This window comes from Lawsonibacter hominis (assembly GCF_014287895.1).
Classification (GTDB): Bacteria; Bacillota; Clostridia; order Oscillospirales; family Oscillospiraceae; genus Lawsonibacter_A; species Lawsonibacter_A hominis.
In genome coordinates, this window is sequence record NZ_JACOPP010000045.1 from 1 (window position 1) to 14450 (window position 14450).

At 52.1% G+C, this 14450-nt stretch carries 16 protein-coding genes, 7 tRNA genes, 1 rRNA gene and 1 pseudogene; 9 read left to right on the forward strand and 16 right to left on the reverse strand.

The genetic code is table 11. The features are described 5' to 3' along the window. Nucleotides 1-446: 446 nt before the first annotated feature. The 7 genes from H8S57_RS15890 to H8S57_RS15920 all read right to left on the reverse strand — a co-directional run bounded on the left by H8S57_RS15890 (nucleotide 447) and on the right by H8S57_RS15920 (nucleotide 5115). Nucleotides 447-689, reverse strand: coding sequence for a hypothetical protein (locus H8S57_RS15890; RefSeq protein WP_186908962.1), 243 nt, complete (start codon nucleotides 687-689; stop codon nucleotides 447-449). A gap of 17 nt (nucleotides 690-706) precedes the next feature. Further along, entirely contained in the window at nucleotides 707-907 is a 201-nt protein-coding gene (locus tag H8S57_RS15895; protein ID WP_186908963.1) for a hypothetical protein, read from the reverse strand. Nucleotides 908-919: 12 nt separating this feature from the next. After that, nucleotides 920-1084, reverse strand: a complete 165-nt coding sequence (locus tag H8S57_RS15900; RefSeq protein WP_186908964.1) for a hypothetical protein — start codon at nucleotides 1082-1084, stop codon at nucleotides 920-922. A 15-nt stretch (nucleotides 1085-1099) separates the two neighbouring features. Then, the gene (locus H8S57_RS15905) at nucleotides 1100-1339 is read right to left on the reverse strand and encodes a hypothetical protein (RefSeq protein ID WP_186908965.1); all 240 of its coding nucleotides are present in this window, start codon (nucleotides 1337-1339) and stop codon (nucleotides 1100-1102) included. A gap of 222 nt (nucleotides 1340-1561) precedes the next feature. Further along, the gene (locus H8S57_RS15910; RefSeq protein WP_186908966.1) at nucleotides 1562-2878 is read right to left on the reverse strand and encodes an L-serine ammonia-lyase, iron-sulfur-dependent, subunit alpha; all 1317 of its coding nucleotides are present in this window, start codon (nucleotides 2876-2878) and stop codon (nucleotides 1562-1564) included. A 36-nt stretch (nucleotides 2879-2914) separates the two neighbouring features. Beyond that, entirely contained in the window at nucleotides 2915-4231 is a 1317-nt protein-coding gene (locus H8S57_RS15915; RefSeq protein ID WP_186908967.1) for an L-serine ammonia-lyase, iron-sulfur-dependent, subunit alpha, read from the reverse strand. 320 nt (nucleotides 4232-4551) lie between these two features. Next, a complete protein-coding gene (locus H8S57_RS15920; protein ID WP_186908968.1) occupies nucleotides 4552-5115 on the reverse strand; it encodes a helix-turn-helix domain-containing protein in 564 nt (187 codons plus the stop codon). Between the two features lie 112 nt (nucleotides 5116-5227). On the opposite strand from H8S57_RS15920, the gene H8S57_RS15925 reads away from it, so the two are divergent. Both H8S57_RS15925 and H8S57_RS15930 read left to right on the forward strand, forming a co-directional pair. Next, the gene (locus H8S57_RS15925) at nucleotides 5228-6511 is read left to right on the forward strand and encodes a hypothetical protein (RefSeq protein ID WP_207723837.1); all 1284 of its coding nucleotides are present in this window, start codon (nucleotides 5228-5230) and stop codon (nucleotides 6509-6511) included. Between the two features lie 137 nt (nucleotides 6512-6648). After that, a complete protein-coding gene (locus H8S57_RS15930; RefSeq protein ID WP_186908970.1) occupies nucleotides 6649-7734 on the forward strand; it encodes an NAD/NADP octopine/nopaline dehydrogenase family protein in 1086 nt (361 codons plus the stop codon). Nucleotides 7735-7840: 106 nt separating this feature from the next. Here the strand turns inward: H8S57_RS15930 and H8S57_RS15935 are convergent, their stop codons facing one another. Continuing rightward, nucleotides 7841-8809 (reverse strand): DUF6076 domain-containing protein, encoded by a 969-nt coding sequence (locus H8S57_RS15935; RefSeq protein ID WP_186908971.1) that lies wholly within the window; start codon nucleotides 8807-8809, stop codon nucleotides 7841-7843. Between the two features lie 262 nt (nucleotides 8810-9071). Here H8S57_RS15935 and H8S57_RS15940 point away from each other — a divergent pair, with 262 nt between their 5' ends. The 7 genes and pseudogenes from H8S57_RS15940 (at nucleotide 9072) to H8S57_RS15960 (ending at nucleotide 13211) form a co-directional block, all read left to right on the forward strand. After that, entirely contained in the window at nucleotides 9072-9470 is a 399-nt protein-coding gene (locus H8S57_RS15940; protein ID WP_369807645.1) for a helix-turn-helix domain-containing protein, read from the forward strand. After that, nucleotides 9467-9676 (forward strand): helix-turn-helix transcriptional regulator, encoded by a 210-nt coding sequence (locus tag H8S57_RS15945; RefSeq protein ID WP_186908973.1) that lies wholly within the window; start codon nucleotides 9467-9469, stop codon nucleotides 9674-9676. Before H8S57_RS15940 ends, H8S57_RS15945 begins: the two co-directional genes overlap by 4 nt. Before the next feature lie 364 nt (nucleotides 9677-10040). Next, nucleotides 10041-10400, forward strand: a complete 360-nt coding sequence (locus H8S57_RS15950) for a plasmid mobilization protein (protein ID WP_243204866.1) — start codon at nucleotides 10041-10043, stop codon at nucleotides 10398-10400. A gap of 16 nt (nucleotides 10401-10416) precedes the next feature. Then, nucleotides 10417-10770 (forward strand): annotated as a pseudogene (locus tag H8S57_RS18265) (relaxase/mobilization nuclease domain-containing protein); the annotation flags it as partial. Nucleotides 10771-11119: 349 nt separating this feature from the next. Beyond that, a complete protein-coding gene (locus tag H8S57_RS17510; RefSeq protein WP_243204868.1) occupies nucleotides 11120-11641 on the forward strand; it encodes a hypothetical protein in 522 nt (173 codons plus the stop codon). Further along, nucleotides 11638-11814 carry a hypothetical protein gene (locus tag H8S57_RS17515; RefSeq protein ID WP_243204869.1) on the forward strand — a complete coding sequence of 59 codons (177 nt, stop codon included), beginning with the start codon at nucleotides 11638-11640 and terminating at the stop codon, nucleotides 11812-11814. Before H8S57_RS17510 ends, H8S57_RS17515 begins: the two co-directional genes overlap by 4 nt. Nucleotides 11815-12059: 245 nt before the next feature. Beyond that, complete coding sequence (locus H8S57_RS15960; protein WP_186908976.1) at nucleotides 12060-13211, forward strand: tyrosine-type recombinase/integrase; 1152 nt, start codon at nucleotides 12060-12062, stop codon at nucleotides 13209-13211. Between the two features lie 182 nt (nucleotides 13212-13393). On the opposite strand, the gene H8S57_RS15965 is transcribed toward H8S57_RS15960, so the two are convergent. The 8 genes from H8S57_RS15965 to H8S57_RS16000 all read right to left on the reverse strand — a co-directional run bounded on the left by H8S57_RS15965 (nucleotide 13394) and on the right by H8S57_RS16000 (nucleotide 14316). Beyond that, a tRNA-Thr gene (locus H8S57_RS15965) sits at nucleotides 13394-13469 on the reverse strand. 3 nt (nucleotides 13470-13472) lie between these two features. Then, a tRNA-Asp gene (locus H8S57_RS15970) sits at nucleotides 13473-13549 on the reverse strand. Nucleotides 13550-13589: 40 nt separating this feature from the next. Continuing rightward, a tRNA-Trp gene (locus H8S57_RS15975) sits at nucleotides 13590-13665 on the reverse strand. 3 nt (nucleotides 13666-13668) lie between these two features. Continuing rightward, nucleotides 13669-13745: transfer RNA gene (locus H8S57_RS15980), tRNA-Ile, on the reverse strand. 63 nt (nucleotides 13746-13808) lie between these two features. Continuing rightward, nucleotides 13809-13884: transfer RNA gene (locus H8S57_RS15985), tRNA-Asn, on the reverse strand. Nucleotides 13885-13924: 40 nt separating this feature from the next. Next, nucleotides 13925-14040: ribosomal RNA gene (gene rrf, locus H8S57_RS15990) — 5S ribosomal RNA — on the reverse strand. A 122-nt stretch (nucleotides 14041-14162) separates the two neighbouring features. Continuing rightward, nucleotides 14163-14237, reverse strand: a tRNA-Glu gene (locus tag H8S57_RS15995). Nucleotides 14238-14240: 3 nt separating this feature from the next. After that, a tRNA-Lys gene (locus H8S57_RS16000) sits at nucleotides 14241-14316 on the reverse strand. Between the last annotated feature and the right edge of the window lie 134 nt (nucleotides 14317-14450).

The following is a 14450-nucleotide window of genomic DNA, read 5'->3' on the forward strand; positions in this document are numbered from 1 at the left end:
ACAAAAAGTACATGAATATGAAGCACCTGGAGGCTGCCGTTGAGGACGCCTCCATTGCTGGCTGACTTCATTCATTCCAGAGCCTGCAAACCAATTTGCGCAAAATCCTTGACACTACCTAACAGCACCGCCGGGACACCGATTTTTCTGTCTGTGGCTTGTTCTGTGGTCAACGCCCTGACCACATATTTCAATCAGGCGAAAACATCACGAAAAGCAAAGCAAAACCGCCCTTTTCAACTGAAAAGAGCGGTTTTTGTGGAGCTGCTACCCAGATTTGAACTGGGGACCTCATCCTTACCAACTGATTGGGAGGGTGAGGTTTTCTGCTTTCTGTGCCTTTTGTGCCCTCTTTTGTCCGGAACACCGAACTCTCCGGCACTCTTTCGTCCGTTGATTCCGCCCGTTTTTTTCGGCGTGTGGGTCACGGTGTGGGTCAAGCACAGCTACGAGGCAAAGGATGGACGGATCTCAGACAAAGGGGTGCCAAGGCGCTGTGCCCTGTCCCGCTCGTAGGTGACCCGGGTCACCTCTTCGATGAACGCCTGTTCTTTCGGTGTTGCGCTTGCCCAGTGTACATCGTATTTCCGGCACATCCGAAAGAAAAGCGTATAGAACCGCTCCTCCTCCGGGTCTCTTCGACAATACCATTCCGCATCGGATACCGGCCGGCTAGTATTCTTGTCCATACGAGGCACCTCCCTCCTTAAACCAGATAAGTGAAAAAGCTCCGCTTTGCGGCCTCGTCCGCGATCAGGTATCTGGGCGCTGACGATTGGAACGTCGGAAGCCGCACTGCACCGAAATCCCGCTCGTAATGCTTTGCCAGGGCTGTCGTTTTCGCCTCCAGCACCACATCCCCGGCCAAGCCGTTGTCAATGGAGAGTTTGATCCCATAGGCGATCATCAACCGTCCGATTCACGTGTATTTCGGCTGACCTCCATCGAGGGTGGGGTTCGACTCCGGCTGGGCTTCCAGATACACGATATGAACCGCCAAAGCATTCTCTAGGATCTCATAGGCACCCAGGGCAATCAATTCATCTCCAGCCCTTGCCGCATATTTCTGAAATCGCTCATCCAACAGGAATTCGCTGGTTCATGAGGTCTGCCACAGCGGCTGTCCATTGGTCAACTCGGCGTCTCGCTGCGTCATCGGTTCGATGATCACAGAAATATGACAGCCTTGCCGATCGAAAACAAACGGCTGGAATCGCACGCACCTCACCTCATGGTCAGTATACCATGGCCTCGGATTTTTTACAACCATTGCGGCAACGCCAGTTTGTGCAAAAATTGCGCCGGTATAAACAATAAAAGGGCTTTGCAGATCTGCCAAGTTTCAGCGGCAGTCATTTCTCTATTCTGGATAAGAAAACTGAATTTTGTCGAAATTCAGGCATCAGAATATAATATTTAGTAGCGATCGATCTATTAATTGTTAATCGTAGTAGATGGGTATAATAATAGGGAACGGCAGAAGTCTATGCTTTTGCCGTTCCCTAGCAAAACGGTTTAGACGCAGCCTAGAGTTTGGTGGGATCTCAGCAGCGATAGAGGGTTAGATAAAAGCGCCCTGCTTCATGTTGATTTCGGCGATTTTATCAGCCATAGGCAGCATACAATCCCGCTGAAACTCATAGATGTTCTCGAATGTAACGCCAATATCATCGTCACAGAGCCCATCATAGGCTTGTGCGGTGATGCCCTTCTTGGCCAGGAACATGGCCTGCAACGCGCCGCAAAGGCCAACATACATTTTCAATGCACAGCCAGGCTTAGCCCCGTCACAGGCGACACCGGCAATCACATTGACAGAAGTGCGGATCAGGTCAATGATTTCCTTCACAGAGTATCCATGTACAAACGCTACACCGGCGGCAGACGCAGCAGGACACATAGAGCTACAATAACACTGAGGCGGATAGTGACAGAACTCATGCGTCATATACTTGGTATAAAGGTTCATTAGATTGGAGAAGATTGCTCCTCTGAATTTAGTTTCGTCATCTGCCTTAATGTAATCGCCCGCCGCGAGAGGAGACATTGTGCACATAATCCCTTGGTTTCCGCTGACAGCATTGGACATGGCCGCATAATCTGCACCGCCCATGCGGGCGTCCACACCAGCTATAGCCCATCTGAGGATGTAATTTACCTCATCATCGGATACGGTTCCATTCTTGACATTTTCGGCTAAGGTCTTTGCGATCTGAAGGCCATAGTTATTTTTCAACCCTTCTTCGCAGATCGTCCTGGTGAGCTCAATGGCCTGCGCGATGATGGGCAGCTTGTCTATAGGATAGGTTTTGGCAAAATCATAAGCATTTTCAATGGTGAACCAAGACAGATCCAGCCCATCCAGGTGCTCTGCCGCTTTTGTGGCTTCCACCGTATCCAAGAGAATTTTATCGTCCTCGGAAATGTACACTACGTTTCCGTGAGAACTGGCAACTGCACAGACACCCACATGATCCTTGGTAGTAACTGTGGTTTTTAGCCAAGTAGTGGCAGGACAGTCCTGAATTGGCACAATGCTCAGCGTAACCTTTCCGCTGGCGGCCAGAGCCTCCGCCTTCTTAAGATCTTCAGGTGTGACAGAGTCGAGCACTTCCAAACCCAGCTTTGCATCACCGCCATAATAGCCCATAGCTGCACACAGCTTGCCTCCGCGTCGACCGCCGGAGTGTGGGATGCCCACACCTTGAATGCCGCCGACCACGAGAGCGGACCCCTCAACATGGATGCTGACAAGCTCACCAGGGGCATGATCGCGGGCAATGGCCGCTGTCAGGCCAAATGCACCGGGATCGGTGCAGCCCAAAGCCGGAACCAGCTCCTTATTGAGGATGTCAACAAATTTCTGGTCATACTTCATAGCTGAGATCTCCTTTCTATTTTTGCCTTTCGGCGATTAAACGATATTGTTTTGCTCCGCGCGAATACGATACAGCACAGGGTAAATCTGAGCCATTCCGTCTTTCTGCAAACGGTATAGGTTCTCTAAAATCACAGGCAGTTCGTCGTTCATGAATCCTTCATAACCCTTCACGCTGAGCCCCCGCTCGACAATCAGCATCGCCTGCAGGGCTCCTGATAGCCCGGCGTGTACACGCAGAGCGCAGGTCGCTTTGCTAGCCCCGTCACAGATAACTCCAGGCATGATACATAGACCCGTCCGTAAAACCTGTACAAGCTGCTCTTTGGAAAAGCCATGCAGGAAAGCCACCCCACCCGCTGCGGCCACAGAGCCGATACTGGCGCAGTAGCACATTGGGGAGAGGTATGCAAAATTTTTGGTGGAAAAGTCCATGTAAATATTCAGCAGGGTGGCCAATGCGACCGCGCGTATGATTTCATCCTCACCGCACCCTCGGTACCGGCCAGAAGCAATCGGCGCAGCACAGTTAATGTGCCCTTGGCTACCGCTACCGGCGTTCCCGACCGTGGGACAAGGCGAGCCGTTCATTCGAGCGTCAATTCCAGCAGTTGTCCACATGAGTATATAGCTGATTTCATCTTGTGCCAAAGCACCCTTTTCAATGTTCTCACGTGTGGTTCGCCCGACCTGCATACCATAAGACTGATACAGTCCATCTTGGCTTGCCTTCAGGGTCTCGTCGATGAGTGGCCGAAACCGCTCTAGCTCCCCAATATCGCAGGTCTTGCAGTAGTCATAGATGCTCTCCACATTTAGCCATGACCAATCAAGAGATTCCTGTGTAGTTTTAGGCTGCTCTTTCTGATTGTCAATCAATACCGCTCCATCCTGTTCAATGTATACAATATTGCTATATCCTCCCCGCAAAATCACACTTGCCGTATGCAGATCTGTCTCAACGGTAGCGCGCAGATAGATCGCAGGATAGGGCACATCAATTCCAGGCGCCAGCCTAATGGAAACTTTTCCAGCAGAAACAAGTCCTTTGGCGGCGCGAACTGTGTATTCGTTTACTCCGCTAAGTAACTCAATCCCTAGAGACGGCTCCCCTCCGATTGCACCTAATGCAGAGGCAAGCATACCGCCTCGTGCTCCCCCGGTGTTTGGGAGAATATTGCTCTGAACGCCAATGACAAACAGTGCGGAGCCCTCAACCATAATACGCTTAATCGTACCTGGTGCATATTTTCGAGCCATAGCAGTTGCATAAGCAAATGCCTTTGCCTCTCCACACCCAGGGCCTGAGTACAGCTCTTTTTCCAACAGCTCGGAAAAAAGGGTTTTGTCCATAAAATTAACCACCTCTTTTGCGTTTAGATATAACACATTTGCCCGCCGGTAGTTTGTTATAGCGAAAATAATCCGTTATAACAGATCGTATTCGTAAAAAAATTTCCCTTCCCATTGCAAAGATAGCATATTGCTAGAGATGCTGTCAAGCGCATTCGTATGTTATAACATACTTTTGTTTGTTATAACAAATTTCTGTGTTCAGAATTGGTAAAATACACAATAAAGTCTCTCAAGTTAAAGCGTATCTTTGTCATAATCGCAGCTTAAAACTACAGAGAGCTGCCGTCTCAGCAACTCTCTGCAATTTGGAGACTATTCTATTCATGAATTAACGCAATATAGATTAGGGCATCCTCCTCACCGGCGTTTTGGTAGACATGCTTTTCAAAGGCATCAAAAGACAATGCGCTGCCTGCATCTAAGTAGTAGGACTCCGCCTGTTTACCTATCAATATATTAATAGCTCCCTGGAATACAAAGATATGCTCTATTTTCCCACTGCGGTGCCCTTCGGAAGAAAAACAGCATCCCGGCTTCATAACACAGTAAAATGTCTCCGTTCCACTGATTGGGGAAAAGGGAGAAGTACAGTATATAAGGATACGCCCGCCATCGTCTGTAACTGGAGTTATGTCTTTCAGGCATGTCACATTGTATCTCTTATTTGCTATTCCAAGACTTTCAGCAATCAATGTATCAAAACGGATCTGCAGTCCATCTGAGATTTTCCATAGTGTAGTCAGTGTTGGTATAGATTCAGACCGTTCAATTTGACTGAGCATAGCTTTGCTTACTCCAGTCGCCTCCGACAGGTCACTTAAGCTTAATCCCAATTTCAATCTTCGGCTTTTTATGGTTGTTCCTAGAGAAGAAAAATCCATTATAACATACCCCACAACATCAAAATTTAGTTCTACGCTTGCATATAGCCCTTTTTCGTATATGGCAATACTTATTTATTGTTGCTCCTATTATAGGATATACAAAGATTTTTTGCAACTCATTTCTTTTTCTCTTGACAAAAATGAAGATATACGCTATTTTGTATATAACATCCGTTATAGCAGACTATTCTGGCATTTCCCATTCCCTTCTATTGTAAAAATATGGCAGGAAGGAGCTTGTTGTATAATGTCAGAAAATAACAAAACAATGGGTGCTGGGAAGATGGCCGCTCAGCTTGGGGCCATGATTGCTTTTCTCATTGGATCAGGGTTTGCTAGTGGACAAGAAATTGTTCAATATTTTTCAGGTTGGGGTTCAATATTTAGTGCGGTAATGATCGCTGTTATCACGTTTATCATGATGTACTTGGGGTTCAAAGCCTATGCCTACGCCGGGCGCAGCAGGGGGCTCCGAAATATTAATGAGATTTTTACATTTTATGGCGGAAAAGCTTTTGGAACAATCTTGTTAGTCATCCCTTTGGGTTTTACTGCGTGTGCTTACTTTTTTATGTGTTCCGGCTTTGCGAACACACTGCATCAGCAGTGGCCTGCAATTCCCATCCCTGTTGGTTTAGCTGTTGCGATTATCATCTCTGTGGGGAGCGCTGTATTGGGGCTAAATAAAATGGTTGACATCATTGGGAAGATTGGCCCAGTGATTGCCATTTTTTCACTATTTATCGGTATTATAGCTGCATTTTCCTGCTGGCCGATGATTAATGAGGGGAACATGGCGGTTAACAGCGGTGCAGTGGAAGTTACACGTGCCGGGGCCACACCGCTGCTTGCCGGCATCTCTTTTGGCGGGTGTTGTTTATTACTTCCTACGGCTTATGTGGGAAACTTGAGTTATGAACTTCGGGAATATAAATTTAAGTATACCACCATTATTTTACTTGTTGAATGTATCTTTTATGTCTGCGCATGTTTGTTGCTCGGCCTTGACCACATGGGGAATATCCAAGAATCTGCCACTTATGCCATCCCGAATCTATTGCTGGCCAGTAAAATTTTTGGCGCCGCCAGCACCATCATGAGCACCACATTTGCCATTATTATTCTTTTGGCTATTTATACCACGATCTGTCCGCTGCTGTGGTCGACGATCACTCTATTCACAAAGACCGATAAGTCCATTGCCTATAAAATTACTTGTGTTATCGTTGGTATCGTGGTCTATTTCGTCTGCCTGTTTGTGCCATATCAGACATTGCTTAATTATATCATGACCTATTTTGGCTATTGTGGTTTTATTGTGTTTGCTGTATGTACCGTGCGCTATTTTTACGTCAAACATCAGGACAAGGCCAACGGCATGCTGGTAGAGTAAGTCCATTCCTTTGGCATTTTAGATGACTCCCAATTCCGTTTTGTATTCCTGTACAGCTTCGGCCTTTGGCGGCACAAGACTTTGGTATCGCCGGGAACACGAAATCGATTTGGGACTTAGATGAAAGGATTACTGCGATGAAAACAATTGCGATTCTTGGAACTGGAAATATTGCGCAGACACTGGCAATTGACCTAAAGTTGAACGGACATGTGGTTCGTCTGTACGCACCTGAATATTTAGGAGATCGCATCAACAACCTACTGGAAAGCCCGAAGCTGGAATCTGTGGGGGAACTGGTAGGACAGGCTACGTTAGATTTAGTAACAACTGATATTGACAAAGCGGTAACAGGTGCAGACTATATCTGCATTGCAGTACCTGGATATCGCCATGTAGAATATGCCAAACTTCTCAAAGGTCACACAACAGCCAGTCAGGTGGTATTCACCTTTAATGCATGTCTGGCATCCCTTGTGTACAAGAAAATTTGGGGAGATGACCCTAACTGTCCCATCTTTGCAGATACTGACCTTCCTCCATTTAGCACACGTGTAATTGCTCCCGGAAGAATACAGCTTTTTGAACGTCACCTGGGCGGCATCGCCTTTTTCCCCGCATCCGTGGCAGAGAAATACTATGATGAGATCTATAGTGAATTTTATGCATTCCCTAAGCTCTATAAGGATGTGCTTGAGTGTTCCTTGAGCTTGATTAACCCATGTGTTCATCCGGGCGCCTGCCTAGTAAATTTGAGCAATATCGAAAAACCAGATACAAATTTTTTCCTTTATGAGCACGGCTTTACGCCTTCTGGTATTAAAATCGACCTGCACCTTAATGAGGAGCGGCTCCAACTAGGGAAGGCCTTGGGCTATGACGATTTACATGCCCTTGAAGATTTCGCTGGTGTTCAAGGTAAATTGAAGTGGGAAGATCTCTACGCGATGGGACACGGTTGCTATGCGCTTACTTCTATTGCGGGCCCAAACTCGATTTTTGATCGTTATCTCACCGAGGACGTACCAGTTGACCTGGTATGCTGGTCTTCTATTGCCGCACAAATTGGAGTTCCCACTCCCGTTACAGACGCACTTATTACTTTAGTAGGGGTCATCCATGGCGAAGACTGGGCATCTAAGGGCAGAACCGCAGTTGAGCTCGGTCTTTCCGGAAAATCTGCGTCCCAAATCGTAAAATTTGTGCGTGAAGGGCATTTTTAACCCTCATTGGCATTTGCGGAAATTTTATGGGTAAGCGTCAAATCTGCTCCGCATAGAAGCAATAGAGCCTGGGCTGACTGTTTGGTCAACCCAGGCTCCCCGCTTCTCATGACAGCTTCAGCCACGCCTGGAACTCCTCCAGGGTCAGCTCGCCCCGCTCACAGGCGTCTTTTTTCTCCCGGGCCCTGGCGCTCCACTCGTAGAACACCGCCGGATCGATCCGCTTGGCCTTGATCCAGGCGAAGCGTTTTTTGTACTCTCTGCGGTAGACCTTGAACACCTCGTCCCCGCTCTTGTTTCTGTTCCAGAGAACGATGGCGCCGATCTCCTTGCAGGTGCGGCCCTTGCTGTCCCGGGTCACCTCGCAGTATTCCGCGTTTGGCCGGCCGGTGAGGGCGAACCAGTGGCCGCAGTTCTTGCACATCCGCATTTTGATCTCCCGCTTGAGGCACTCCCGCACGCTGAAGTCAATGAGGTCGTAGATGCTTTCGGGATGCAGAACTTCCAGAAAGCCCCGGCCCTCCGCCCGCTCAAAATCCACAAGCTGGGGGCGGAAGTGGAACACCTTCAGCGGGTCGCGCTCTCCCTGGGCGTAGTAGTCCTCCAGCTTTTTGTCCAGAGAGCCCTTGCGTCCGTCCATGTCCAGTGCCTCCTGGATCAGGCCCAGCACCTGGTTTTGTATCGTGTAGACGTTGCTGGGGATGTGGGTGATCTCCTTGTGGGGCAGCAGGTCAAGGATATTCTCGTAGCTCCGCCTCCGGGCCTCCCGGAGCCGCGCCCGCCACTCCAGGCGGAGCAGCTGGAAGTAGATGTGGCTGTCCGCCAGCTCGTCCAGCAGCGGAAGAAGCTGCCGGGCACAGCTCTCCTCCCTGGTGCGGTACAGCTCCCTAAGCAGCTTGTCAAACCGCTTGATCTGTCCGTCATAGTCCCAGATGTCCAGATACAATAACCGCAGCAGGCTTTCCGGGAACGGGAAGTCTTTTTTTGTGAGCGGTGTCCGGCTGTCCCCCGTCTCCCCATAGAGGAAATATTCCCTGCCGTCAGCGAGATACGTCTTGAATATATAGTCCGGCATGGTACATCACTCCAATAGACTGAACGTTAGGTGCAATCTTTTATCAGACTTGACAGTAGGCGCAAAACCTGTTATGCTAAATATAGTCTAATTAAGATAATTTTATTTTAATTAGTCTACATCGCAAAGAGGAAAAAGTCAATCACGAGTTTGCCGTATGGCCGGCGGCAAGGAGAAGTATCCACAACAGCTGCGGCGGAGTGACTGCTCCGCCGGGAAAGGGAACAGGTGAACATTGCGCTTCCAGAGATGGAACAAGCAGGTGAAATTCACACACTTTTTCTCACTCCCCAATGAGATCTTTCTGCTGGGGCTGGCGCATGGAGAGCTGGCGGTCTACTGCTATCTGAAGTATCTGGAGGACCGCAGGACCCATCAGTGCTGGCCCAGCTATCAGAACATCGGGAAAGCGGTGGGCATGAGTGAGAACACCGTGCGCAAGTATGTGGCCAAGCTGGAGGAGCGAGGACTTATTGCGACAGCGTACACCACCATGCGCGCAAAAGACGGGCGGCCCATGAATGGGCATTTGATGTACACCATCCGTCCATTCCACGAGATAGTCAACGCCTACTACCGCACTCAGCTGGAAGGTCTGGAACTGCAAAACCAGCGGATGCACGCGGCGGTTCCCTCTCAAAAGGGGGTGCCTGCGCAGTGATCACGCCAGAGTACAAGAGCTATGACGAACTACCGCTGTTCCTCAGCGCGAAAATGGTGGCACAGGTGCTGGGTGTGTCCCCATCCAGCGGATACGAGCTGATGCACGAGCCGGACTTCCCGGTGCTGAAGGTAGGCAGCCGGATAGTCGTGCCAAAGGAGCAGTTCATCCGTTGGGTGCAGGAGCACACCAAAGGCAGTACCTAAAGTATACTCCGAACTCCAGCCCACAAACGGTCCGTGTGCGCCTTTGTAGCCCCTGCGTGTCTCGATCAGGGGAGGGGCAGAGTCACTGCCCCTCCCCAGGCTTCTGGGGGCGGTTGGAGGGCACGGTTTTACCCACCCTCGGGTGGGGCAAGCAGAGCATTTGGCTTGCCGCGAGCGGCCGCCAAACGCATTTTGCGGGCAGAAGCCCGCACCCACTTTCCCGTCGGGGCCACTCCACTGGGCTAATTGATAACAATCTGATAACAGTGGCCGGTTACACTGGCTATCCACGAAAAGATCTGGTATGGTGTGCTTCCCAGCGATGGGGACACGCCATACCAGATCTTTTTCGGAGGTGAAATTCATGGCAGAGAGGACAAGAAATCAGGTGGTTGCTTTCCGGGTGACCAATGCGGAACGACGGCAGATTAACACGAAGGTACGCAGATCCGGCCTGAGCCAGCAGGCGTATCTGCTCCAGGTCGCACTGGAGGAACCCATCTGCGTGGTGGAGGAGCTCAAACCCATCCTGGCGGAGCTGCGGGGCTGGGGCCGGAACCTGAACCAGCTGACGGTACTGGCCCACAGCGGCCGGGTGCAGACGGTGTACCTGCAGGAGCTCACTGCGGCCTTGGCTAAAACCTATGAGGCGGTGAACTGCCTGCTGACAGAGAAAGACGGGGTGATCTCCTGTGGCGACATGCAGCTTCATCAAAGAGAGTAAGCAGACCGCCGGCGCCATGGGCCGGGTGCTCCGCTACGTCTCCCAGGAGAAAAAGACGGTGGATCTGGACGGGCGGAAGTATCTCTCCGGCGTCAACTGCGGCGCAGAGGTGGCCCAGCAGAGCTTCATGGCCACCAAGAATCTGTACGGCAAGGCCAGCGGCACGTTCTTTTACCACTACGTCCAGTCCTTCTCTCCGCAGGAAAATGTGATTCCGGCGGAGGCCCACCAGATCGCCCTGGAGCTGGCGGAGCGGTTCTTCCCCGGCTGTGAGGTGCTGGTGGCCACCCATGTGGATGCGGAACATCCCCACTCCCACTTCGTGGTCAACTCTGTCCACCCGGACACCGGAAAGAAACTCCACTTCACGCCCAAAACCCTGGAGCAGATGAGGGCGGTCAGCGACCAGCTCTGTCTGGAGCACGGTCTGTCCACCCTCAAGCCGTATCGGCAGAACCGGCGCACCAAGGGGCTACGCACCGGGGAGTACCGGGCCGCGGTGCGGGGGAAGAGCTGGAAGTTCCAGCTCATCACCACCGTGGAGGCGGTCATGGAGCTGGCCGGCAGCCAGGAGGAATTCATCCGGGAGATGGAGCGGCGGGGCTACCGGGTACGCTGGGAGGAAGGTCGCAAGAGTATCACCTACACCACCCCCACCGGGATGAGGTGCCGGGACGACCGGCTGCACGAGGAAAAATTCAGAAAGGAGAAGATGGAGCATGAATTCCGAATCCGGCAGCATGCAGCGCAACAGTGCGCTGGACATGCTGAAACAGCGGCAGAGGGTGTTCGCCGAGCCGCCCACCTTGATAGACCAGCAGCCCAACGTCCTCTATACCATGCCTCCCCAGACAGTGGAGCGGCTGGAGGATGTCCTGCGGAAAACCCTGTCGCTCCAGGAGCGCATCCGGGCCGGGATGGACACCCTGGCCACCAGGGAGAGCCTGGAGCCGCTGGCCACAGCGGCACAGCTGGTGGACTGGCTGGAGCAGGTCGACAAGATCCATCGGGAGACCTGCCGGGAACTGCGCCGGACGGTCTCGGAAATGAAAGAGCAACAGAAACAGGATGGGAATCGGCGCGAAGAATTTATGAGGCAGCTCTCCGAGCAGGCCCGGGAGCTACGGGGGGATGGCGAGAAGCTGATGCGCACCTTCCGGAGCTGGGCGGCCCGCACCATCCTGAGTTCCGCGGCGGCAGCCCTGGTGATCAGCATTCTAGTCTGCCGGCTGCTGATGTGACCGAGGACGTCCTCCACCTGCTGGCCAGGCTGGAGGGCACTGAGGAGGAAGTCATAGACGCCACCGTGCTCCGTCAACACGGCGATCGGAAAGCCCTGGCCAGGGAGCAGAGAAAGAAGATCGCCCTGGGCCACAAGGCCGATGACCACGAACAAGGACAGCAGATGGGCTGATAAAAGCCCCAGTCTCCGCACTAAAATTCGGTGCGGAGACTGGCTTCTTTAGGGATTGCCCACTCAAATTCTGCGCCGCTATAAAACAAAGAGAACGGCTTTCTCCCCGGGTGGAAAGTAATACACCGTTGACAAAGAGATCTCCTCTTGGGCGAATTGAAAACAGTTTGATAACTCTGAGCTTTTGGTATGGCTATCCACGAGAAGGTGTGGTATGTTGTGTTGCTGCAAAGGAGGCGATCATCATGGCAAAGAAACGGGCCAACGGCGAAGGGAACATCCGCAAGCGGAAGGACGGGCGCTGGGAGGGCCGATATACCGCTGGATACGATGCCAAAACCGGCAAGCGGATCATCAAGAACGTACTGGGTAAAACCCAGGCGGAGGTCAAGGAGAAGCTCAAGGCGGCGCTGGAGGAGGTCAAGGGCATCGATGTAACTCGCTCTGAGGACTACACCGTAGCCACCTGGCTGCGGACCTGGTATGAGCTCTACGCCAAGCCCAACGTCCGCACCGCGACAGCCAATCGCTACGAGCTGATCATCGAGAGCTACACCATTCCGCACATCGGGAACGTCAAGCTGAAGAAACTGACCACCCGGCACCTGCAGAAGCTCTACAAAGAGTTATTGGAGGGCGGCAGAATACACATCGGAAAGAATCAGAACAAGGGGCTCAGCACCACCACCGTCCGCAGCGTCCACCTGATGCTCCACTGTGCCCTGGATCGGGCAGTGAAGGAGCGGCTGATCCCCCGCAACCCCAGTGAGGACTGCATCGTGCCCAAGCCCCGGAAGCTGGACATGAAAATCCTGCCGCCGGAGCACATCCACGCCTATCTGGAGGCCGCCCAAGCGCGAGGGCTCCTGCCCATGTTCTATCTGGAATTGGCCAGCGGCCTGCGGAAGGGGGAGCTGGTGGCCCTGCGGTGGGAGGATGTGGACATCCAAAGCAGAACCATCTCGGTGAGCCGGCAGTATGTCCGCAACCCGGACGGCTCCCTGGAGCTGACCCGGCCCAAGACGGAGAACTCGGTACGGCTGGTGTCCATCCCCCAGGCAGCGGTGGAACTGCTGCTCCAGGAACACGGCAAGCACCCGGAGAACCCCTACCTGTTCCCCTCTCCCCTCACCGGCGAGATGTACCACCCGGACTCGGTAGTCAACCTACATAAGAAGATCCTGAAGGACGCCGGACTGGAGCATATCAGGTTCCACGATCTCCGGCACACTTTTGCAACCACGGCGCTGCAAAACGGCGTAGATGTGAAAACCGTATCCAGCATGCTGGGCCACTTCGATGCAGGGTTTACCCTGCGGACCTACACCCACGCCACCCGGCAGAAGCAGGACGAGGCAGCCGCCACTATGGGCAGCTTTATGGAACAGGTTCGCTAAAAGCAGAAAGAAAAATACGCCGGACGGGAGGGCAAACTTCCTGTCCGGCGCTCTTGCGTCCATTGGTTCCGTTGTCTCATTTCCGCGTGTGGGTCACGGTGTGGGTCAGAAATTTTTGGCCAACCCGTAAAGCAACTTTTTGCAATAAAAAATCCCCGAAAACCGCAGTTTTCGAGGATTTTTGGAGCTGCTACCCAGATTTGAACTGGGGACCTCATCCTTACCAAGGATGCGCTCTACCGACTGAGCTATAGCAGCAGATGGCGACGCGGAAGGGACTTGAACCCTCGACCTCCGGCGTGACAGGCCGGCGTTCTAACCAACTGAACTACCGCGCCATCTATTTATATCAAAGACAGCTGAGGCTGTTTTGCTATCTGGCAGGGGCAGAAGGATTCGAACCCTCGGCACTCGGTTTTGGAGACCGATGCTCTACCAGCTGAGCTATACCCCTATGTGGTGGGCCTTCACGGGCTCGAACCGTGGACCGGCCGGTTATGAGCCGGCTGCTCTAACCAACTGAGCTAAAGGCCCATACCGTCCAACGGAAAAATAAATGGCTTGCCGTCACGACGGCGTGGCGGCAAGCCGCATGTTTGGCTCCCCAAGTTGGACTCGAACCAACGACCCTGCGGTTAACAGCCGCATGCTCTACCAACTGAGCTATTGAGGAATATGAAGAAGGTCTGGTCTGGTCAGACCAGACCTTCTGATGTTGGCGCTACCTATTTTTCCAGCCCGTCTCCAGGCGAGTATCTTCGGCGCAGGCGAGCTTAACTTCCGTGTTCGGGATGGGAACGGGTGGACCCTCGCCGCAATCAGCACCAACTTACTTTCTTTCGAAAAAGAAAGTAAGCAAAGAAAACTTCAGAGAACTTTTCTCTCCTTACCGTCTTTCTCAACAGTAAGCTATTATATTCAATTCTTAACACGCTGTCAAGGAAAAAATGATGGTGACCCGTGCGGGAATCGAACCCACGTTTGCGGCGTGAGAGGCCGCCGTCTTAGCCGCTTGACCAACGGGCCGTTTGGTGCGCCTTCAGGGATTCGAACCCGGGACCCACTGATTAAGAGTCAGTTGCTCTACCAACTGAGCTAAAGGCGCATACGCCATCATCAGGGTGCCAGCACCCTCAAAACCGAACAATGTAGAATGGAAGCGGAGAGACAAGCTACCTGCATATCATCATGTTAAGGTCAAGCCCTCGGCTTATTAGTACCGGTCAGCTGCACGCCTTA

What these genes read in the sequence shown, in the direction of transcription:
- H8S57_RS15890 (WP_186908962.1), bottom strand. Translation starts at nt 689, where the DNA reads ATGGACAAGAATACTAGCCGGCCGGTATCCGATGCGGAATGGTATTGT.
- H8S57_RS15895 (WP_186908963.1), bottom strand. Translation starts at nt 907, where the DNA reads ATGATCGCCTATGGGATCAAACTCTCCATTGACAACGGCTTGGCCGGG.
- H8S57_RS15910 (WP_186908966.1), bottom strand. Translation starts at nt 2,878, where the DNA reads ATGAAGTATGACCAGAAATTTGTTGACATCCTCAATAAGGAGCTGGTT.
- H8S57_RS15915 (WP_186908967.1), bottom strand. Translation starts at nt 4,231, where the DNA reads ATGGACAAAACCCTTTTTTCCGAGCTGTTGGAAAAAGAGCTGTACTCA.
- H8S57_RS15920 (WP_186908968.1), bottom strand. Translation starts at nt 5,115, where the DNA reads ATGGATTTTTCTTCTCTAGGAACAACCATAAAAAGCCGAAGATTGAAA.
- H8S57_RS15930 (WP_186908970.1), top strand. Translation starts at nt 6,649, where the DNA reads ATGAAAACAATTGCGATTCTTGGAACTGGAAATATTGCGCAGACACTG.
- H8S57_RS15935 (WP_186908971.1), bottom strand. Translation starts at nt 8,809, where the DNA reads ATGCCGGACTATATATTCAAGACGTATCTCGCTGACGGCAGGGAATAT.
- H8S57_RS15950 (WP_243204866.1), top strand. Translation starts at nt 10,041, where the DNA reads ATGGCAGAGAGGACAAGAAATCAGGTGGTTGCTTTCCGGGTGACCAAT.
- H8S57_RS17510 (WP_243204868.1), top strand. Translation starts at nt 11,120, where the DNA reads ATGAATTCCGAATCCGGCAGCATGCAGCGCAACAGTGCGCTGGACATG.
- H8S57_RS15960 (WP_186908976.1), top strand. Translation starts at nt 12,060, where the DNA reads ATGGCAAAGAAACGGGCCAACGGCGAAGGGAACATCCGCAAGCGGAAG.